Source organism: Cupriavidus sp. JZ107, assembly GCF_053903255.1.
The window spans coordinates 1,359,057-1,373,889 of the sequence record NZ_CP096480.1 but is presented as its reverse complement, the minus strand read 5'-3'; the positions used below and the strand labels follow the sequence as shown (position 1 = coordinate 1,373,889).

Sequence of the window (14,833 nt, the reverse complement as noted above, 5' to 3'; positions counted from 1 at the left end):
CTATGCTGCGCCGCTTCAGATGGATGGCGAATGATTATGGAAAATAAAATGATTGCCCGTTGAAAATATCTGGCGATGCGGTTTCCATGGTGATGCGGCGCAATATTGGATGCCGCCGGGAGTGCTGCCGGGAAGATTATTGATTTGATTTGTTTTTTCGCTCGCCATTTTCCGGACGATATTGCATGTCATTATCGGCGGAGGCGCGCCGGCACCATGAATAACCGCCACCAATGCCGATTGCGCATCGCCGGCTTGCCGGTATCGCGGTAGATTGACGCTCTCGATGGCGAGGGCACGCGGCCCATGACAGAAGACCGCGCCTGCCCAAGCCTGTCTGCACAAAGGAGGGCGATCATGAATCCATCGGCATCCCCGGGCGGCACTCCGCAATCCGCCGACGTCCAGCTGGTCGCGTGGTCCTGGCTGACCCGCACCGGCCTCGATGTGGCCGCCGTAACCCGCACCGCGGATCGCGTACGGGTCGAAGGGCGGGTCCAGGCCCAGTGGGACGACGGCCCGCTGGAACTGGCCTATCGGCTCGAGTGCGAGGCGGACTGGCGCTTTGTCCGGCTCGAGGCCCGCACCGTGTACCAGGGCGATACGCGGGCCCTGGAGCTGGCGTGGGACGGCAGGCAGTGGACCGATGAGCAAGGTCCGCGCGACGACCTTGCCGAGGCCGGCTATATCGACATCATGGCCACCCCGATCACCAACACGCTGCCGGTGTGCCACGCCAGCTGGGAGCCGGGCGTCGCCCAGGTCTTCACGATGGCCTATGTCCGCCTGCCCGAACTGCGGGTCGAGCCGGTCCGGCAGCGCTACACCTTGCTGGCCGTGGACACGGACGGTTGCCGCCGCTTCCGTTATGAGACGCTCGGGCCCGCAGGGGAGCGTCAGCAGGCCGGCAGCGGCCTGGGCGGCTACCACGGCCAGGATTCGTCGTTCACCGCCGAGTTGACGGTCGATGCCGGGGGCCTCGTCATCGGCTATCCCCCGTATTGGGACCGGATGCCGGCGGCACGGGCGCTGGCCGCAAGCGGACCCTGACCCTTCGGCAGCACGGCGCTGTCACAAACGGGCCTCGCCAGACGTCTTGTGTGTGACTGGCTGCTACAGTGCCACGCCGGCACCGCAGCGGCGCCATGGTCGCGCGACGGTTGCGCCATGGCATTGACCCTTGACGATCTGGAATGCGATGACCCGCCCATCCGATACCCGCGATCGGCCGGACCCGGCCGCTTATGCCGCCACCGCCGCCACCGCCGCGCCCGCCGATCCCGCCACGCTGACCTTCGCCCGGCTGCGGCCGCGCCTGCACGGCATCGCCTATCGGATGCTGGGCACGGTGGCGGAAGCGGAGGACGTGGTGCAGGACGCCTGGCTACGCTGGCATGAGGCCGACCGCGGCGGCATCGACAACGCCGAGGCGTGGCTGGTCACCGTCACGACGCGGCTATCGATCGACCGGCTGCGCATGGCCAAGGTCCAGCGCGAGCACTACGCCGGCATCTGGCTGCCGGAACCCGAGCTGTCGGAATCGCCCGCGACCCCCGAGCAGCTGACCGAGCGGGCCGACGACCTGTCGGTGGCCTTCCTGATGCTGCTGGAACGTCTGACCCCGGAGGCGCGCGCGGCCTTCCTGCTGCGCGAAGTCTTCGACGCCGACTACGCGGACGTGGCCCGCACGATCGGCAAGAGCGAGGCCGCCTGCCGCCAACTGGTCAGCCGCGCCAAGGTGCAGCTGCGCGACGAGCGGCCGCGCTTCGCCGTCCCGCGCGAGACGCATCTGCGTCTGCTGCAAGGGTTTGCCCAGGCGATGGAGCGCGGCGACATGGCGGCATTGCAGTCGATGCTGGCCGAGGACGCGGAGCTGATCGGCGATGGCGGCGGCAAGGTGCCGAGCTTCCCCAAGCCGCTGGTCGGCGGCTGGCGCATCGCCAAGGTGTTCGCGGTCAGCGCGCAGCGCCCCGGCGCTGCGGTCAGCGTCGAACTGGCACTGCTCAATGGCGACTGGGCCTTGCTGCGCTTTGTCGACGGACAACTGGAATCGGCGCAGTGCTACGAGACCGACGGCGAGCGCATCGTCCGCATCCACGCCCAGCGCAATCCCGACAAGCTGCTGCGCATCGCGCTCGCGCGCGGCGCCTGCTGAGCGCCTGCATGTTCGTTCATTTCAGGGGCGCGTGGCCGATGGCCGCCGCCGTGATAACCGCCGCGCTCCCCCCGGTGCGCACCCATTTGGACCAGGAGAAAGCCATGACCCAACGCCTGAACTACATCCAGCAATCGCCCGAACTGTTCAAGGCCTATCTGAACTTCAGCCAGGCCATCGATGGCGGCGCCATCGAACGATCGCTGCTCGACCTGGTGTCGATCCGCGCCTCGCAGCTCAATGGCTGCGCGTTCTGCCTCGACATGCACGTCAAGGAAGCCAAGCTGCACGGCGAGCGCGAACTGCGCCTCTACCATGTCGCGATCTGGCGCGAGTCGGCGCTGTTCTCGCCGCGCGAGCGTGCCGTGCTGGAATGGACCGAGACGCTGACGCAGTTGCCGCCGCACGGCGTGCCGGACGACATCTACACGCGGGTGCGCGAGCAGCTGTCGGAGAAGGAGCTGTCCGACCTGACCTTCGCGGTGATGGGCATCAACGGCTGGAACCGCGCCAACGTCGCGTTCCGCACGGTGCCGGGTTCGGCGGACAAGATGTTCGGACTGGACAAGGCCGGGCTCGAATAACGGCCCACCGGCCACACTGGAAAAACCGCTCCGTCGTCCCCGCGCAGGCAGGGACCCAGCGGCTTCAAAAGACGCTGGGTTGCCGCGTTCGCGGGAACGACCCGAACATCCTCACGCCAGCCGGAACAGCCCCACCGCGCCCGCCAGCTTGTTCGCCTGCGCCTGCAGCGCTGACGCGGCCGCCGACGATTGTTCGACCAGCGCGGCGTTCTGCTGCACCATCTCGTCGAGCTGGCCGACCGCCTGGTTGACCTCCTGAATGCCGCGCGTCTGTTCGACCGCGGCGCTGGAGATCTCCGAAATCACCGTGCTGACCTGCGACACATTGCCGACGATCGCCGTCATCGTCTCGCCGGCCCTGCGCACCTGGCCCGAGCCCGAGGCCACCTCGCCGACCGTGGACTCGATCAGCGTCTTGATCTCCTTGGCCGCCTGCGCGCTGCGCTGGGCCAGTCCGCGCACCTCGCCGGCGACCACCGCGAAACCGCGGCCCTGATCGCCCGCGCGGGCCGCTTCGACGGCGGCGTTCAGCGCCAGGATATTGGTCTGGAAGGCGATGCCCTCGATCACGCCGATGATGTCGGAGACCTTGGCCGAGGCGTGCTCGATCTTGTCCATCGTGCCGATGACCTCGCCGATCACCACGCCGCCTTCGGAGGCGATCTTCGAGGCAGCGACCGCGGAATTGTCCGCCTGCCTGGCCGAGGTGGCCGACTGCGCGACGGTGGCAGTGATCTGCTCCATCGACGCGGCGGTCTGCTGCAGGCTCGCGGCCGCCGATTCGGTGCGCTGCGACAGATCCAGGTTGCCAGCGGCGATCTCGTCGGCCGCATGGCGCACCGATTCGCTGGCATCGCGGATCTGGCGCATCACGGTGCAGAGCTTGTCGACGAAGGTATTGAAGGCCCGGGCGATCTGCGCGACCTCGTCCTTGCCGTCGGCCGGCAGGCGCCGCGTCAGGTCGCCATCGGCGGAGCCGATCGCATCCATCACGTCGCGCACCTGCGACAGGCGGCGGAACGAGGCCGCCGTCGCCATGCCGGCCAGCGCGGCCGCGGCCAGCGCGATGACGACCAGCGTCAGCGCCGAGGCCATCAGCACCGAACGCATGCCGGCGGTTGCTTCGGTCTTGTCCAGCGCGATCACCGCGATCCAGTCAGTGTTCGGAATCGCGCGGGCGCGCAGCAGCTTGGCGGCGCCGCCGACCTGCACTTCGGTCGGCGCGGCGGCCGTCAGCAGCGCGGCCAGTCGCGCGGCGTCCAGGCCCGGCACCAGATCGGCGACGGGTTTGAGCGTCAGCTTGTCATCGGGATGCGCCACGATCAGGCCGGCCTGCGTCACCAGCATGCCGAAGCTCGAGGGCGTCGGGTGGATCGCCTTGACGTTGGCGATCACGCGGTCCATCGCCACGTCGCCCGACACCACCGCCTTGACGCCGCCGTCGGCAATCACGGGCGCGGCGAAGGCCACCACCAGCTTGCCGCTGCCGGCATCGACATAGGGCGGCGTCACCACCGGCTTGCCCGCGGCGGCGGCCTGGCGATACCACGGGCGGCCGGTCGGATCGTAGCCCGGCGGAATGCCGGTCGGGTTGGAGAACATCGCCCGCTTGTCGTCATAGCCGACATAGACGTTGGTGAAGCCGCCGGCGTCCGCGACCTGCTTCAACGCGGCGGACGGGTCGGCCTGCAGCACCGCATCGCGCAGCGACGCAATCATTCGGCCATGGCTGTCGACCCAGTCGGCAATCGCGCCGGCATGGCCCGCCTGCAGCGCGGTCAGCGAATCGTCGATCGCCGTGTCGTTGTAGGAGTCGGCGACCACATAGTTGATGGCGGCATTGACCGCGAGCGCGGCCACGACGATAGCCACGCACAGCGCCACGATGCGCGAGCGGATGGAGGAGAACATACGAAGCAATTCCAGGAAATGGCGCCGTTGCAAGGGGGAGCCAACGGCCCCTCGGGGACACTCGCGGCGGCGCATGCGCGGCTAACGGCGCGCAGCGGCGGATATTCACCCTCGGCTTGACAGGGAAATACAAATGTGATTTGAGAGGCAGTTTGCGAGGCCGCGCGGTACGCCCCGGCAGCGGTTCGCGGGGCATCGGCGTGGTGACTACTCCTGTCGGGGGGAGTGACCGGATGTACTTTGGTAATACAATCGCGGGTTTCGAAAATCAAAAGAACACGGGTAAGGTCAACAAGGGGAGCGTCAATTCGCGACCGACATCGATACGGGGTCGGTCGCCCGCAGTCAGCGCCATCGCCATGCCCGCGCGTGCCAACGTGCGGGCAGCCTTGACCGGCGCGCTGCCGCGGGAAGCCTCAAGGTCTGCGCAAAGCCGTCGATAACCGCTAGCAGCGCCAATCGGCTTCCTCATCCGCACCAAGTTTCGGCATACGGCAAGTCGGCCCGGACGCCTTCGCGCGCCCGTGGGCCGCTGCGCGCCGTCTGTCGGTATATCCAACACCTCGCATGGCATGTGAATTCGCAATCCGCGGCTGGGCCGCGTGTGCGCCGCAACTGCATACCGCCCGGCAATGGGAGGCATGGAGCCGCGCGCCATGGCTTCCCCCGGATGGCGAGGTGCCGGCGGTGGCGGGCATGGCCCCGATGCTGCGGCGCCGGCTCGGTGAACTGGGCCGCGTGGCCCTCCATGCCGCCTACGCGTGCGAGGCACCGGCGGACATCCCCGCAGTTTTCGCTTCGCGCCATGGCGAAGTTTCCCGCTCTGCGCTGATGCTCGAGGAGCTGGCCGCCGGCGCGCCGCTGTCGCCCACCAGCTTCGGCCTGTCGGTTCACAACGCGATCGGCGCGCTCCATTCGATCGACCAGCGGCGTCCGGCGGTGCTGCAGGCGATCGCGGCCGGCCGCGAGACCGCCGAGACCGCATTGGTTGAAGCCTGCGCCCTGCTGGCCGATGGCCACGAGGAAGTGCTGGTGGTGTGTTACGACGCGCCGCTGCCGCCGTCCTACGCGATGTTCGCCGATGAGCCGCAGGCACTGTATGCCTGGGCCTGGCGCATTGCTGCGCCAGGCGCCGATGCGCCGCGCTGGTCGTTGACATGCGATGGGGACGAACCATTGGGTCCCCGTCACGCTGTCGACGTCGAATCGCCATGCAATACCGGCGTGCCGCTGCCGCACGGGCTCGAGGTACTTCGCTTCATGCTGGCGCGATCCGCGGTGCTGTGCCATCGCGGCGGCGGTCGCAGCTGGACCTGGCGGCATCATGGTTGAGCGGCTCGATCGCGGCTGGCGCATTTGTGCGACCGGCATATGTTTCGCGTGCTTCGGGGTGGGTGGACTGGCGCTGCGCGTGCTGGTGTTTCCGCTGCTGTCGCTGCTGCTGCGGCCGTCGCCGGTATGCCAGCGTGCTTGCAAGAACCTGATCCACCATGTGTTCCGACTGTTCGTCTGGCTGATGGCAACGGTCGGCGTGATCCGCTACGAGGTTCGACATGCGGAGCGTCTGCAACGCTCCGGCCTGCTCATCGTGGCAAATCACCCGTCGTTGATCGACGTGGTGCTGCTGATCTCTCAAGTGCGGCGAGCCGACTGCGTGGTCAAGGCCGCGCTGATGCGCAATCCCTTCACGCGTGGTCCGGTGCGCGCCACCGGTTATGTCTGCAACGACGCTGGTCCGGGCATGGTCGATGCATGTATTGCGTCGCTGCGCGCAGGCAACAATCTGGTCATCTTCCCCGAAGGAACCCGTACCGACCCGTGCGGCCTGCCGCGTCTGCAGCGGGGCGCGGCCAATATCGCCGTGCGGGGCGGGTTTGCGTTGACGCCTGTGACGATCCGCTGCACGCCGCCGACTCTGACCAAAGGGGAGAAGTGGTATCGGGTGCCAGTGCGGCGGCCCTGCTTCGTGCTCCATGTGCACGAGGACGTGCCTGTCGAACACTGGGTCGCTCCCGATACCGAACCGATGCAGGCGGTGCGCGACGTCACGCGCGCGTTGGCAGAGTTTTTTATCCAGGAGGTACGCCGTGAAGGCGCTTGAACAAGAAATCAAGGAACTGATCGTTGCCTCGCTGTCGCTGGAAGATATCCGCCCGGCGGACATCGACAGCGATGCGATGCTGTTCGTCGAGGGGCTTGGCCTTGACTCGATCGACTCGCTAGAACTCGGGCTGGCCGTGCAGAAGCGCTACGGTGTCGCGATGAGCGGCGACAAGGAGGAGATGCGCAAGCATTTCAGCAGCGTCGCGGCGTTGGCGCGATTCGTAGCGGCCCAGCGCACGCCGGAGCCTGCCTGAGGTAGCTGTCGCGAGCCCCGTTGCAACCCCTGTTGCAATTCCCATCCCCTGCGAAGACATCAAGCCAAAGATCATGACTCACGAAGAGATTTTCGCGCGCGTCGCGGCGGTCCTGGAAGAGACGTTCGAAATCGATGCCGAACGCATCCGTCCGGACGCACGCCTGTATGAGGACCTGGACATCGACAGCATCGACGCGGTCGATCTGCTGGTCAAGCTCAAGCCGATGCTGAACAAGCCGCTCAAGCCCGAGCAGTTCAAGTCGGTGCGTACCGTGCAGGACGTGGTGGCGGCGCTGGCGCTGCTGATCGACGCCTCGCCTACGCCGGCGGAGGTGTAAGTCTCGATGGCACCCGGCACCGGCTGGCGCGTGCCGCCCCGCATGCTGCTGGCGGGGGCGGCCACGCTGCTCTATCCGCTGATCGTCTACGCTGGGCTGCGCCATGCGTCGCCGCGCGTGGCCGCGTTCGCGCTGGTGGGCGTGGCGCTGCTGCGCGCCAGCACGCTGCGCGGCAAGCCGGCCTGGATCGCAATGGCGGCCGCGGCGTTGTTGCTGGCGGTCGCGGTGTTCCTGTCCGGCGAGACGCTGCCGCTCAAGCTGTATCCAGCGCTGGTCAATGGCGTGATGCTGGCCGTGTTCGGATGGAGCCTGTTGCATCCGCCCACGCTGGTCGAGCGTATCGCGCGCCTGCGCGAGCCGGAGCTGCCGCCCAGCGGCGTGGCCTACACGCGCCGCGTGACCATCGCCTGGTGCCTGTTCTTCGTTTTCAACGGCGCGCTGGCGCTCGCGACCGCCTGGTGGGCCAGCGACGCGGTCTGGGCGCTGTACAACGGCGGCATCGCCTATGTGCTGATCGCGCTGATGTTCGCCGGCGAATGGCTGGTGCGGCGACGCGTGCTGGCGAGGAAGCATGATGAGTGATTGTGTTGGCCTCCACGAACTGGTGTCGCGACTGGCGCGCACGCCGGACGCCACCGTCGCCAGCGGCCTCGGTGCGGCCGCCTTCGTGCAACGTGTCGCCGCATGGCGCGACGCGTTCGGCGCGCGCCAGGGCGTCCGCTGGGCGCTCTATCACGACGCCGCGCCCGAATTCGCTGCGGCGCTGTTCGGTGCCTGGCACGCCGGCAAGCACGTCGTGCTGCCAGGCGATACGCGGCCCGAGACACTGGCCGCACTGCGTCCGTTCGTGGACGGCTTCGCCGGCGAGTTGGCCGATGGCCTGCTGCCCGATCCTGGTGTCCAGTCGCAAGCGGACCGGTTGGCCGAGGTCCTGTCCTGGCCGCCGCTGTGTCCTCGGTCGACCACGGTGACGCTGTTCACTTCCGGATCGACGGGCGTCCCCACCGGCCTGCCCAAACGCCTGGACCAACTCGACTGCGAGGTGAGAGCGTTGCAGGCGGCGTTCGGCGCCGCGCTGTCCGCTGGCACGGAGGTGCTGACGACGGTGTCGCATCAGCACATCTACGGCCTGCTGTTCTGCGTGTTATGGCCCCTGGCCGCGTTCCGCCGGATGCCGGCGGTACGCTTTGCCTTCCATGAAGAGATCGTCCGCACCGCGCCGAGCGTATCGCCTGGCGCGGTGCTGGTCAGCAGCCCGGCGCATCTGCGCCGGATGCCGGCCTCGCTCGATTGGGCAAGCGCCCGGCGGGCGCTGCGGGCCGTGTTCTCGTCGGGCGGTCCGTTGCCGGCGGACGCCGCCGCGGACGCGCATGCGCATCTCGGACGTTGGCCCATCGAGGTCTACGGCAGCTCGGAGACCGGGGGAATCGCGTGGCGCACCGCCAGCGGTGGAAACCTCGCCTGGACGCCGCTGCCCGGCGTCGAATGGCGCATCGAAGGCGGCCTGCTCGCCGTCCGCTCCGGCCATCTGGCGCAGGCGGGCTGGGTGGTCGGCAGCGATCGCGTCGAAGCGGCAGACGGCGGCAGTTTCGTGCTGGCCGGGCGCGCCGATCGAATCGTGAAGATCGAGGAAAAACGCGTGTCGCTGACCCGCATCGAACAATTGCTGGTGGCCTCGCCGCTGGTCGAGGAGGTGCGCGCGCTGACCGTCGAGCTCGACATCGGTCTGCGTACCGCGGTGGTCGCGGTGCCAGCCCCCGCAGGTGCCGCGCTGCTCGCCGACGCCGGCCGGCCGGCACTGATCGCGGCATTGCGCGCGCTGCTGGTACAGGCGCTGGAGCCGATCGCTTTGCCGCGCCGCTGGTGCTTCCCGGCCGCGCTGCCCTGCAACGCGCAGGGCAAGACGACCGAGGCGATGCTGCGCGAGATGGTGCGTGGCGTGCTGCCGCGGGTGCAATGGCTGCCCGCCGAAGCACCGGGGCGTGCCGCGGCATGGCTTGGCATCGACGCGGACCTCGCGGTGTTTGATGGCCACTTCGAGCACGCGCCGATCGTGCCAGGCGTGGCGCAGCTGGACTGGGTGATGACGCTCGCCGCGCAGTCGCTCGAAGTACCGCCGCGCAGCGCGTTCCGCCAGCTCGACGCCCTCAAGTTTCAGCAGGTGATTCGTCCCGGCGATGTCGTCCGCGTCGATCTCGACTGGCAGCCGGAGCGCAACACGCTGACGTTCAAGCTGGCGTCGGATGCCGGTCAGCATGCCAGCGGCCGCGTCGTGTTCTGTGCCGTCCCGGGAGCCGGCGATGTTTAGACCGGTCGTGTTGATCCCTGTGTACAACCACGAGCGCGCGGTCGGGCAAGTTCTTGCCGCGGTGCTCGCGCATCCGGTGCCGTGCCTGCTCGTCGACGACGGCAGCGCGCCGGCGTGCGCGCAGGTATTGCGCGAGCTGGCCGCCAGCCATCCGGACCGTGTCGAGCTGCTGCGGCTGCCCACCAACCAGGGCAAGGGTGGGGCCATCATCGCGGGCGCGCGGCATGCGCGGCAGCGCGGCTACAGCCATGTGCTGCAGATCGACGCCGATGGCCAGCACGACAGTGCTCGCGTCGCCGATTTCCTGGCGCTTGCCGAGGCGAGCCCCGAGGCGCTGATCTGCGGTTGTCCGGTCTATGACGAGTCGGTACCGCGCGCGCGACTGTTGGGGCGCTACTTGACCCATCTCTGGGTGTGGATCAACACGCTGTCATTCGCGGTGCGCGACGCGATGTGCGGACTGCGGGTCTATCCGCTGGCCTCGCTGGTCCCGCTGGTGGAGAGCGTGCCGCTGGGTCGCCGCATGGAGTTCGACATCGAGGTGCTGGTGCGCATGGTCTGGCGCGGCGTGCGCATCGTCAACGTGCCGGTGCGCGTCACCTATCCTGCCGACGGCGTGTCCCACTTCCGCATCTGGCGCGACAACGCGCTGATCTCCGGCATGCACGCGCGGCTGTTCGCCGGCATGCTGATGCGCGCGCCACTGCTGCTCGCGCGCAAGGCCGGCTGGGGGACCGCATGAACCCGTCCGCATCGAGCAGCCGGTGGTCGCCGCATTGGGCCGATATCGCCGAGTCCACCTGCGTCTGGGGCATCTGGTCGTTGTACGCGGTCAATCGGCTATTCGGCCGGGCGCTGTTCCGTGTGCTGCTGTATCCCGTCGTGATCTATTACTGGCTGGCCAGGCCCGCCGCGCGACGGGCCTCGCTGGACTTCCTGCGGCACGTGCACCGGTACAGCGGCGCATGCGGCGCGGAGCCGGGTCTGCGCCACAGCCTGCGGCATCTGATGTCGTTCGCCGAGACGCTGCTCGACAAGATGCTCGCCATCGGCGGCCGGTACCATTTCAACGCGGTGCGCCGGGAGGGCGCAGAACTGATGGCGCGGCAGCGTGACAGCGGACGCGGCGCGGTCATCGTCACCGCCCACATGGGCTGCCTCGAACTGTGCCGGGTGGTGTCCACCCACAAGGCAGGGCTGCGCGTCAATGTGCTGGTGCACACGATGCACGCCGAGCGCTTCAACCGGATTCTGGCCCGGCTCGATCCGCAATCGGTGGTGCAGCTGATCCAGGTCACCGAGATTACGCCGGCGACAGCGCTGATGCTGCAGCAGAAGATCGAGGCCGGCGAGTTCGTTGCCATTGCGGGCGATCGCGTGCCGCTGGAAGGCGGCCGCAGCGTGACGGTCTCCTTCCTGGGCGCACCGGCCCGAATGCCGATCGGGCCGTACGCGCTGGCGGCGCTGCTTCGTTGCCCGCTGCTGGCGATGAGCTGCGTGCGAGCCGGCGATGGCCATCTGCTGCGCTTCGCAAAACTGGCCGATGCGATCGTGCTGCCGCGCGGCGCGCGGCAGCAGGCGCTGACGGACCATGCGCAGGCCTATGCCGACTGGCTGGCCATGCAGGTCTGTGCCGCGCCCTACGAATGGTTCAACTTCTACGATTTCTGGAGCGACGCCGGCGACGGCGACGCCCACTGAGCAAGGCCTCCATGTCGATCCCGCCGTCCTCAGCGCACGCACCGCTCGCGCATGAACTGGTACTGAGCCCCGCCTTCCACGACCTCGATCCGATGGACGTGGTCTGGCATGGCAACTACGCACGCTATTTCGAACTGGCCCGTTGCGCGTTGCTGGCCCGCTTCGATTACGACTATCCGGCGATGCGCGATTCCGGCTACGCCTGGCCCGTCGTCGACATGCGAATCAAGTACATTCGGCCGCTGGTCTATGGACAGCAGACCATTGTGCGGGCCACCATCGCCGAGTGGGAGCACCGGCTCAAGATCGACTACGAGATCCGCGACGCGGCGACTGGCCAGCGGCTCACGCGTGGCTACACGATCCAGGTGCCGGTGGAGATGGCTACCGGCGAAATGAGCTATGTCTGCCCGCCAGTGCTGGCCGAGCGGTTGGGAGTGGCGTCGTGAAGGCGCAGTGTTGGCGGGTCGCGTCGGGCATGACGCGGTGCTTCCTTCTTGTGGCGATCGCACTTGGCAGCGCTTCTGCAAATGCCGCCAGCATGCTGGACCAGGTCGCGGTGCGGCTCGACGATGCGCCTGTGATCCGGGGCCGGTTCGAGCAGACCCGCAAGGTTGCAGGCTTTGCCATGCCGCTGGTCTCGCGCGGCGACTTCGTGCTGGCACGCGGCCGCGGCTTGCTCTGGCAGACGCGCGCGCCGATCGCGTCCAGCCTGTTGCTGACGCCGCGGGGCCTGACCATGCGCGGGGCCGACGGCAGCGTCCAGCAGCAATTGCAGGCCGATGCGCAACCGGGCATGCGTGCGGCGCTCGAAGCCATCCTTGCCGTGCTGCGTGCAGATGCGCCCGCGCTGGCGCAACGCTTCGCCATGACCGGCGAAGTGCATGGCAAACAGGGCTGGAGACTTGCGCTGACGCCCACCGATGCCGACATGCGCAGGGTATTGAAGCGAGTGGACCTGGAAGGCGACCGCTTCGTCCGCGAGGTGCGCCTGCAGGAGGCAAGCGGCGACAGCACCGTGGTGCGCCTGCTTGCGCCGATGGCGGCCGGTGCCGACGCGGCCCGGGAGATCGACGTTGACTGACGTTGCGATCGCCGTGCGGGGCACGCCCGGGCCGACGCGCATGGCCCGGGCGCTGGCGCTCGTCTGGCTGCTGCTGGCGATTGGCCTGGTCGTGCACCAGATGCAGTTCTGGCGCGAGGCGCGGCTGGATACCGATGTGCTGGCGCTGCTGCCGGTGACCGAGCGCACCGCGATCGCGGACCGCGCGTTGCGGCAACTGGCCGACAACGCCGAGCGCGAGGTGATGGTGCTGGTGGGCGCGCCGGACTGGCCGCGTGCCCGGGCGGCGGCTCAGCGCTTTGCCGCTGCGGCCGCGGCGGCGCCCGGCGGCGCACTGCTGCAGCCGTCCGCGCGGATGGGAGCATTTGATCTCGACGCGGCGCTGGACTTCTATCGCCCGTACCGTGCCGGCATGCTGACCGACGCCCAGCGTGCCATGCTGACGCGGGCGGACACCGAGGCGTTGGCTGGCCAATCGCTGGCGCGGCTGTACCAGTTCGCGGCCGGGCCCCGGCTGGCGGACTGGCAGGCCGATCCGCTGAATCTGTGGCCGGATTGGTGGCTCGCGCGGGGCGGGGCGACCGCGGTCCGTCAGCGCGACGGCCTCGCCACGGTCAGTGGCGACGGCGCCGAATGGGTGGTGCTCGGCTACCACGCGGCGCGCGCGGCCTTTGCCGCCGATGGCGCGTCCGACTACCGTGCCTTGCTGGCCGCGGGCGAGCGCGCCGCCCAGCAGGGCGACGGCGACGTGAAGGTGGTGGCGGCGGGCATTCCGCTGCATGCGGAGGCGGCCGCTGTTCAGGCCAACCGGGAAATGAATGTGATCGGGCTGGGCTCGCTGGCGGCGGTGCTGCTGCTGGTCTGGCTTGCCTTCCGCTCGCTGCGGCCGATCGGGCTGGTCGCGCTGTCGCTGGTGATCGGCACGGCCGCGGCGCTATCCGTGACCGCGCTGGTCTTCGGCCGCGTCCACCTGATCACGCTGGTGTTCGGCGCGAGCCTGGTCGGTGTCGCCGAGGACTACGGCATCCACTACTTCGTGATGCGCCAGGCCCGGCCGGCATGGACGCCCGCGCGCACCGTGCGGATGCTGTTCGGCGGCATGGCGCTGGCGCTGGCCACCAGCGTGGCGGCCTATCTGGCGCTGGGCGTCGCGCCGTTCCCCGGTCTGCGCCAGATGGCGCTGTTTTCGGCGACCGGCCTGGTGTGCGCGTTCCTGACAGTGGTGCTGTGGTTCCCGTGGCTGGACCGGGCGCCGGTCCGGCCCACGCCGCTGTCCCGCTGGTTGGCCGGCAGCCTGGCGCGCTGGCCGCGTGTGCGAGCGGACCGCCGCACCGCGCTTGCGCTGGGGCTGCTTGGTGTCTTCATCGCGCTCGGCGTGTCCCGTGTGCGAGTCAGCGATGACGTGCGTCAGCTGCAGAGTTCGCCGCCGGAACTGGTCGAGGCGCAGCGGGTCGCCGCACGGTTGCTCGGCACGCCAAGTCCCGCCCAGTTCATCGTGGTGCGCGGCGCCACGCCGGAACAGGTGCTGCAACGCGAGGAAGCCGTCAAGCGCGCGCTTGCGCCGGTCGTGTCCGCAGGGCAGCTGCGCGGCGTGCTGGCCTTGTCCGACTGGGTGCCTTCGGCCGCGCGGCAGCAGGCCGATGCGGCGTTGGCCGGCAGGGTCGAAGACGACGTGCGCGCGCGCGTGCGCCGCGCACTGGGCGAGTCGGCGGCTGCCGGTCCGGCCGTTGCAGCGTCCGGCGCCGTGCTGACGCTGCCGGCATGGCTCGCCGATCCGGTGTCGCTGCCACTGCGGCAGCTATGGCTGGGACAGATCGGCCCGGACCATGCCAGCGTCATGATGCTGCAGGGACTGGACGGTCGCGATGCGATCGGGGCGGTGGCCGCGGCGGTGGCACCTGTCGCAGGCGCGCTATGGGTCGACCGCGTGGCCGACTATTCCGCATTGCTGGCCCGCTATCGCGCGATGATGACCTGGCTGCTCGTGGCAGGTGCGGCGGTGGTCGCGGTGCTGCTGGCCTGGCGCCATGGGCGCGCCGCATGGCGAGCGCTGGTGCCGACCTTGCTGGCCGCGGCACTGAGCGTCGCGATGCTGGGCTGGCTCGACGTGCCACTGCAGTTGTTCTCGGTGCTGGCGCTGGCATTGCTGCTGGGCGTCGGTGTCGACTACGGAATTTTTCTGCTGGCGCATCCCGGCGACGGCGTGTCATGGACCGCGATCGTGCTAGGTGCGGCCAGCACGCTGCTGGCGTTCGGGCTGCTCGCCCTGTCGGCGACGCCGGCGCTGCATGCGTTTGGCATGACCATGCTCGGCGGCGTGGGGGCCGTGTGGATACTGTCGCCGTGGTTCCGGCCCGCGCCAACCGATCAAAACGTGGCGCGCTGAAGGCGCGCCAGACTTCGAGGATACGCAG

General features: G+C 68.9%; 15 protein-coding genes. 14 read left to right on the top strand and 1 reads right to left on the bottom strand.

Annotated features, from left to right (window positions below; translation table 11 throughout):
• Nucleotides 1–357: 357 nt before the first annotated feature.
• The 3 genes from M1D55_RS05895 to M1D55_RS05885 all read left to right on the top strand — a co-directional run bounded on the left by M1D55_RS05895 (nucleotide 358) and on the right by M1D55_RS05885 (nucleotide 2,739).
• Nucleotides 358–1,050 (top strand): putative glycolipid-binding domain-containing protein, encoded by a 693-nt coding sequence (locus tag M1D55_RS05895; RefSeq protein ID WP_456280366.1) that lies wholly within the window; start codon nucleotides 358–360, stop codon nucleotides 1,048–1,050.
• A 286-nt stretch (nucleotides 1,051–1,336) separates the two neighbouring features.
• Nucleotides 1,337–2,155 (top strand): RNA polymerase sigma-70 factor, encoded by an 819-nt coding sequence (locus tag M1D55_RS05890; protein WP_456281313.1) that lies wholly within the window; start codon nucleotides 1,337–1,339, stop codon nucleotides 2,153–2,155.
• Nucleotides 2,156–2,259: 104 nt separating this feature from the next.
• Nucleotides 2,260–2,739, top strand: coding sequence for a carboxymuconolactone decarboxylase family protein (locus tag M1D55_RS05885; protein ID WP_006576587.1), 480 nt, complete (start codon nucleotides 2,260–2,262; stop codon nucleotides 2,737–2,739).
• Between the two features lie 111 nt (nucleotides 2,740–2,850).
• Here M1D55_RS05885 and M1D55_RS05880 read toward each other — a convergent pair whose 3' ends face one another.
• Entirely contained in the window at nucleotides 2,851–4,650 is a 1,800-nt protein-coding gene (locus M1D55_RS05880; protein ID WP_456280365.1) for a methyl-accepting chemotaxis protein, read from the bottom strand.
• 567 nt (nucleotides 4,651–5,217) lie between these two features.
• Here M1D55_RS05880 and M1D55_RS05875 point away from each other — a divergent pair.
• The 11 genes from M1D55_RS05875 (at nucleotide 5,218) to M1D55_RS05825 (ending at nucleotide 14,805) form a co-directional block, all read left to right on the top strand.
• Nucleotides 5,218–5,982 carry a beta-ketoacyl synthase chain length factor gene (locus tag M1D55_RS05875; protein WP_456280364.1) on the top strand — a complete coding sequence of 255 codons (765 nt, stop codon included), beginning with the start codon at nucleotides 5,218–5,220 and terminating at the stop codon, nucleotides 5,980–5,982.
• The gene (locus M1D55_RS05870) at nucleotides 5,975–6,751 is read left to right on the top strand and encodes a lysophospholipid acyltransferase family protein (RefSeq protein ID WP_064576644.1); all 777 of its coding nucleotides are present in this window, start codon (nucleotides 5,975–5,977) and stop codon (nucleotides 6,749–6,751) included. Before M1D55_RS05875 ends, M1D55_RS05870 begins: the two co-directional genes overlap by 8 nt.
• A complete protein-coding gene (locus tag M1D55_RS05865) occupies nucleotides 6,738–7,007 on the top strand; it encodes a phosphopantetheine-binding protein (RefSeq protein WP_006576952.1) in 270 nt (89 codons plus the stop codon). The genes M1D55_RS05870 and M1D55_RS05865 overlap by 14 nt, the downstream gene beginning before the upstream one ends.
• Nucleotides 7,008–7,080: 73 nt before the next feature.
• Complete coding sequence (locus tag M1D55_RS05860) at nucleotides 7,081–7,347, top strand: acyl carrier protein (protein WP_006576953.1); 267 nt, start codon at nucleotides 7,081–7,083, stop codon at nucleotides 7,345–7,347.
• Between the two features lie 6 nt (nucleotides 7,348–7,353).
• Nucleotides 7,354–7,929, top strand: a complete 576-nt coding sequence (locus M1D55_RS05855) for a COG4648 family protein (RefSeq protein ID WP_006576954.1) — start codon at nucleotides 7,354–7,356, stop codon at nucleotides 7,927–7,929.
• The gene (locus M1D55_RS05850) at nucleotides 7,919–9,655 is read left to right on the top strand and encodes an AMP-binding protein (RefSeq protein WP_456280363.1); all 1,737 of its coding nucleotides are present in this window, start codon (nucleotides 7,919–7,921) and stop codon (nucleotides 9,653–9,655) included. The genes M1D55_RS05855 and M1D55_RS05850 overlap by 11 nt, the downstream gene beginning before the upstream one ends.
• A complete protein-coding gene (locus tag M1D55_RS05845; protein WP_456280362.1) occupies nucleotides 9,648–10,397 on the top strand; it encodes a glycosyltransferase family 2 protein in 750 nt (249 codons plus the stop codon). Before M1D55_RS05850 ends, M1D55_RS05845 begins: the two co-directional genes overlap by 8 nt.
• On the top strand, nucleotides 10,394–11,356 hold the full coding sequence (locus M1D55_RS05840) for an LpxL/LpxP family acyltransferase (protein ID WP_006576957.1): 963 nt from the start codon (nucleotides 10,394–10,396) through the stop codon (nucleotides 11,354–11,356). Before M1D55_RS05845 ends, M1D55_RS05840 begins: the two co-directional genes overlap by 4 nt.
• Nucleotides 11,357–11,367: 11 nt before the next feature.
• Nucleotides 11,368–11,805 carry an acyl-CoA thioesterase gene (locus tag M1D55_RS05835; RefSeq protein ID WP_006576958.1) on the top strand — a complete coding sequence of 146 codons (438 nt, stop codon included), beginning with the start codon at nucleotides 11,368–11,370 and terminating at the stop codon, nucleotides 11,803–11,805.
• A 92-nt stretch (nucleotides 11,806–11,897) separates the two neighbouring features.
• Nucleotides 11,898–12,440, top strand: coding sequence for an outer membrane lipoprotein carrier protein LolA (locus M1D55_RS05830; RefSeq protein ID WP_456280361.1), 543 nt, complete (start codon nucleotides 11,898–11,900; stop codon nucleotides 12,438–12,440).
• A complete protein-coding gene (locus tag M1D55_RS05825) occupies nucleotides 12,433–14,805 on the top strand; it encodes an MMPL family transporter (protein ID WP_456280360.1) in 2,373 nt (790 codons plus the stop codon). Before M1D55_RS05830 ends, M1D55_RS05825 begins: the two co-directional genes overlap by 8 nt.
• Nucleotides 14,806–14,833 lie beyond the last annotated feature (28 nt).

What these genes read in the sequence shown, in the direction of transcription:
- M1D55_RS05895 (WP_456280366.1), top strand. Translation starts at nt 358, where the DNA reads ATGAATCCATCGGCATCCCCGGGCGGCACTCCGCAATCCGCCGACGTC.
- M1D55_RS05890 (WP_456281313.1), top strand. Translation starts at nt 1,337, where the DNA reads ATGCTGGGCACGGTGGCGGAAGCGGAGGACGTGGTGCAGGACGCCTGG.
- M1D55_RS05885 (WP_006576587.1), top strand. Translation starts at nt 2,260, where the DNA reads ATGACCCAACGCCTGAACTACATCCAGCAATCGCCCGAACTGTTCAAG.
- M1D55_RS05880 (WP_456280365.1), bottom strand. Translation starts at nt 4,650, where the DNA reads ATGTTCTCCTCCATCCGCTCGCGCATCGTGGCGCTGTGCGTGGCTATC.
- M1D55_RS05875 (WP_456280364.1), top strand. Translation starts at nt 5,218, where the DNA reads ATGGCATGTGAATTCGCAATCCGCGGCTGGGCCGCGTGTGCGCCGCAA.
- M1D55_RS05870 (WP_064576644.1), top strand. Translation starts at nt 5,975, where the DNA reads ATGGTTGAGCGGCTCGATCGCGGCTGGCGCATTTGTGCGACCGGCATA.
- M1D55_RS05860 (WP_006576953.1), top strand. Translation starts at nt 7,081, where the DNA reads ATGACTCACGAAGAGATTTTCGCGCGCGTCGCGGCGGTCCTGGAAGAG.
- M1D55_RS05855 (WP_006576954.1), top strand. Translation starts at nt 7,354, where the DNA reads ATGGCACCCGGCACCGGCTGGCGCGTGCCGCCCCGCATGCTGCTGGCG.
- M1D55_RS05850 (WP_456280363.1), top strand. Translation starts at nt 7,919, where the DNA reads ATGATGAGTGATTGTGTTGGCCTCCACGAACTGGTGTCGCGACTGGCG.
- M1D55_RS05845 (WP_456280362.1), top strand. Translation starts at nt 9,648, where the DNA reads ATGTTTAGACCGGTCGTGTTGATCCCTGTGTACAACCACGAGCGCGCG.
- M1D55_RS05840 (WP_006576957.1), top strand. Translation starts at nt 10,394, where the DNA reads ATGAACCCGTCCGCATCGAGCAGCCGGTGGTCGCCGCATTGGGCCGAT.
- M1D55_RS05835 (WP_006576958.1), top strand. Translation starts at nt 11,368, where the DNA reads ATGTCGATCCCGCCGTCCTCAGCGCACGCACCGCTCGCGCATGAACTG.
- M1D55_RS05830 (WP_456280361.1), top strand. Translation starts at nt 11,898, where the DNA reads ATGCTGGACCAGGTCGCGGTGCGGCTCGACGATGCGCCTGTGATCCGG.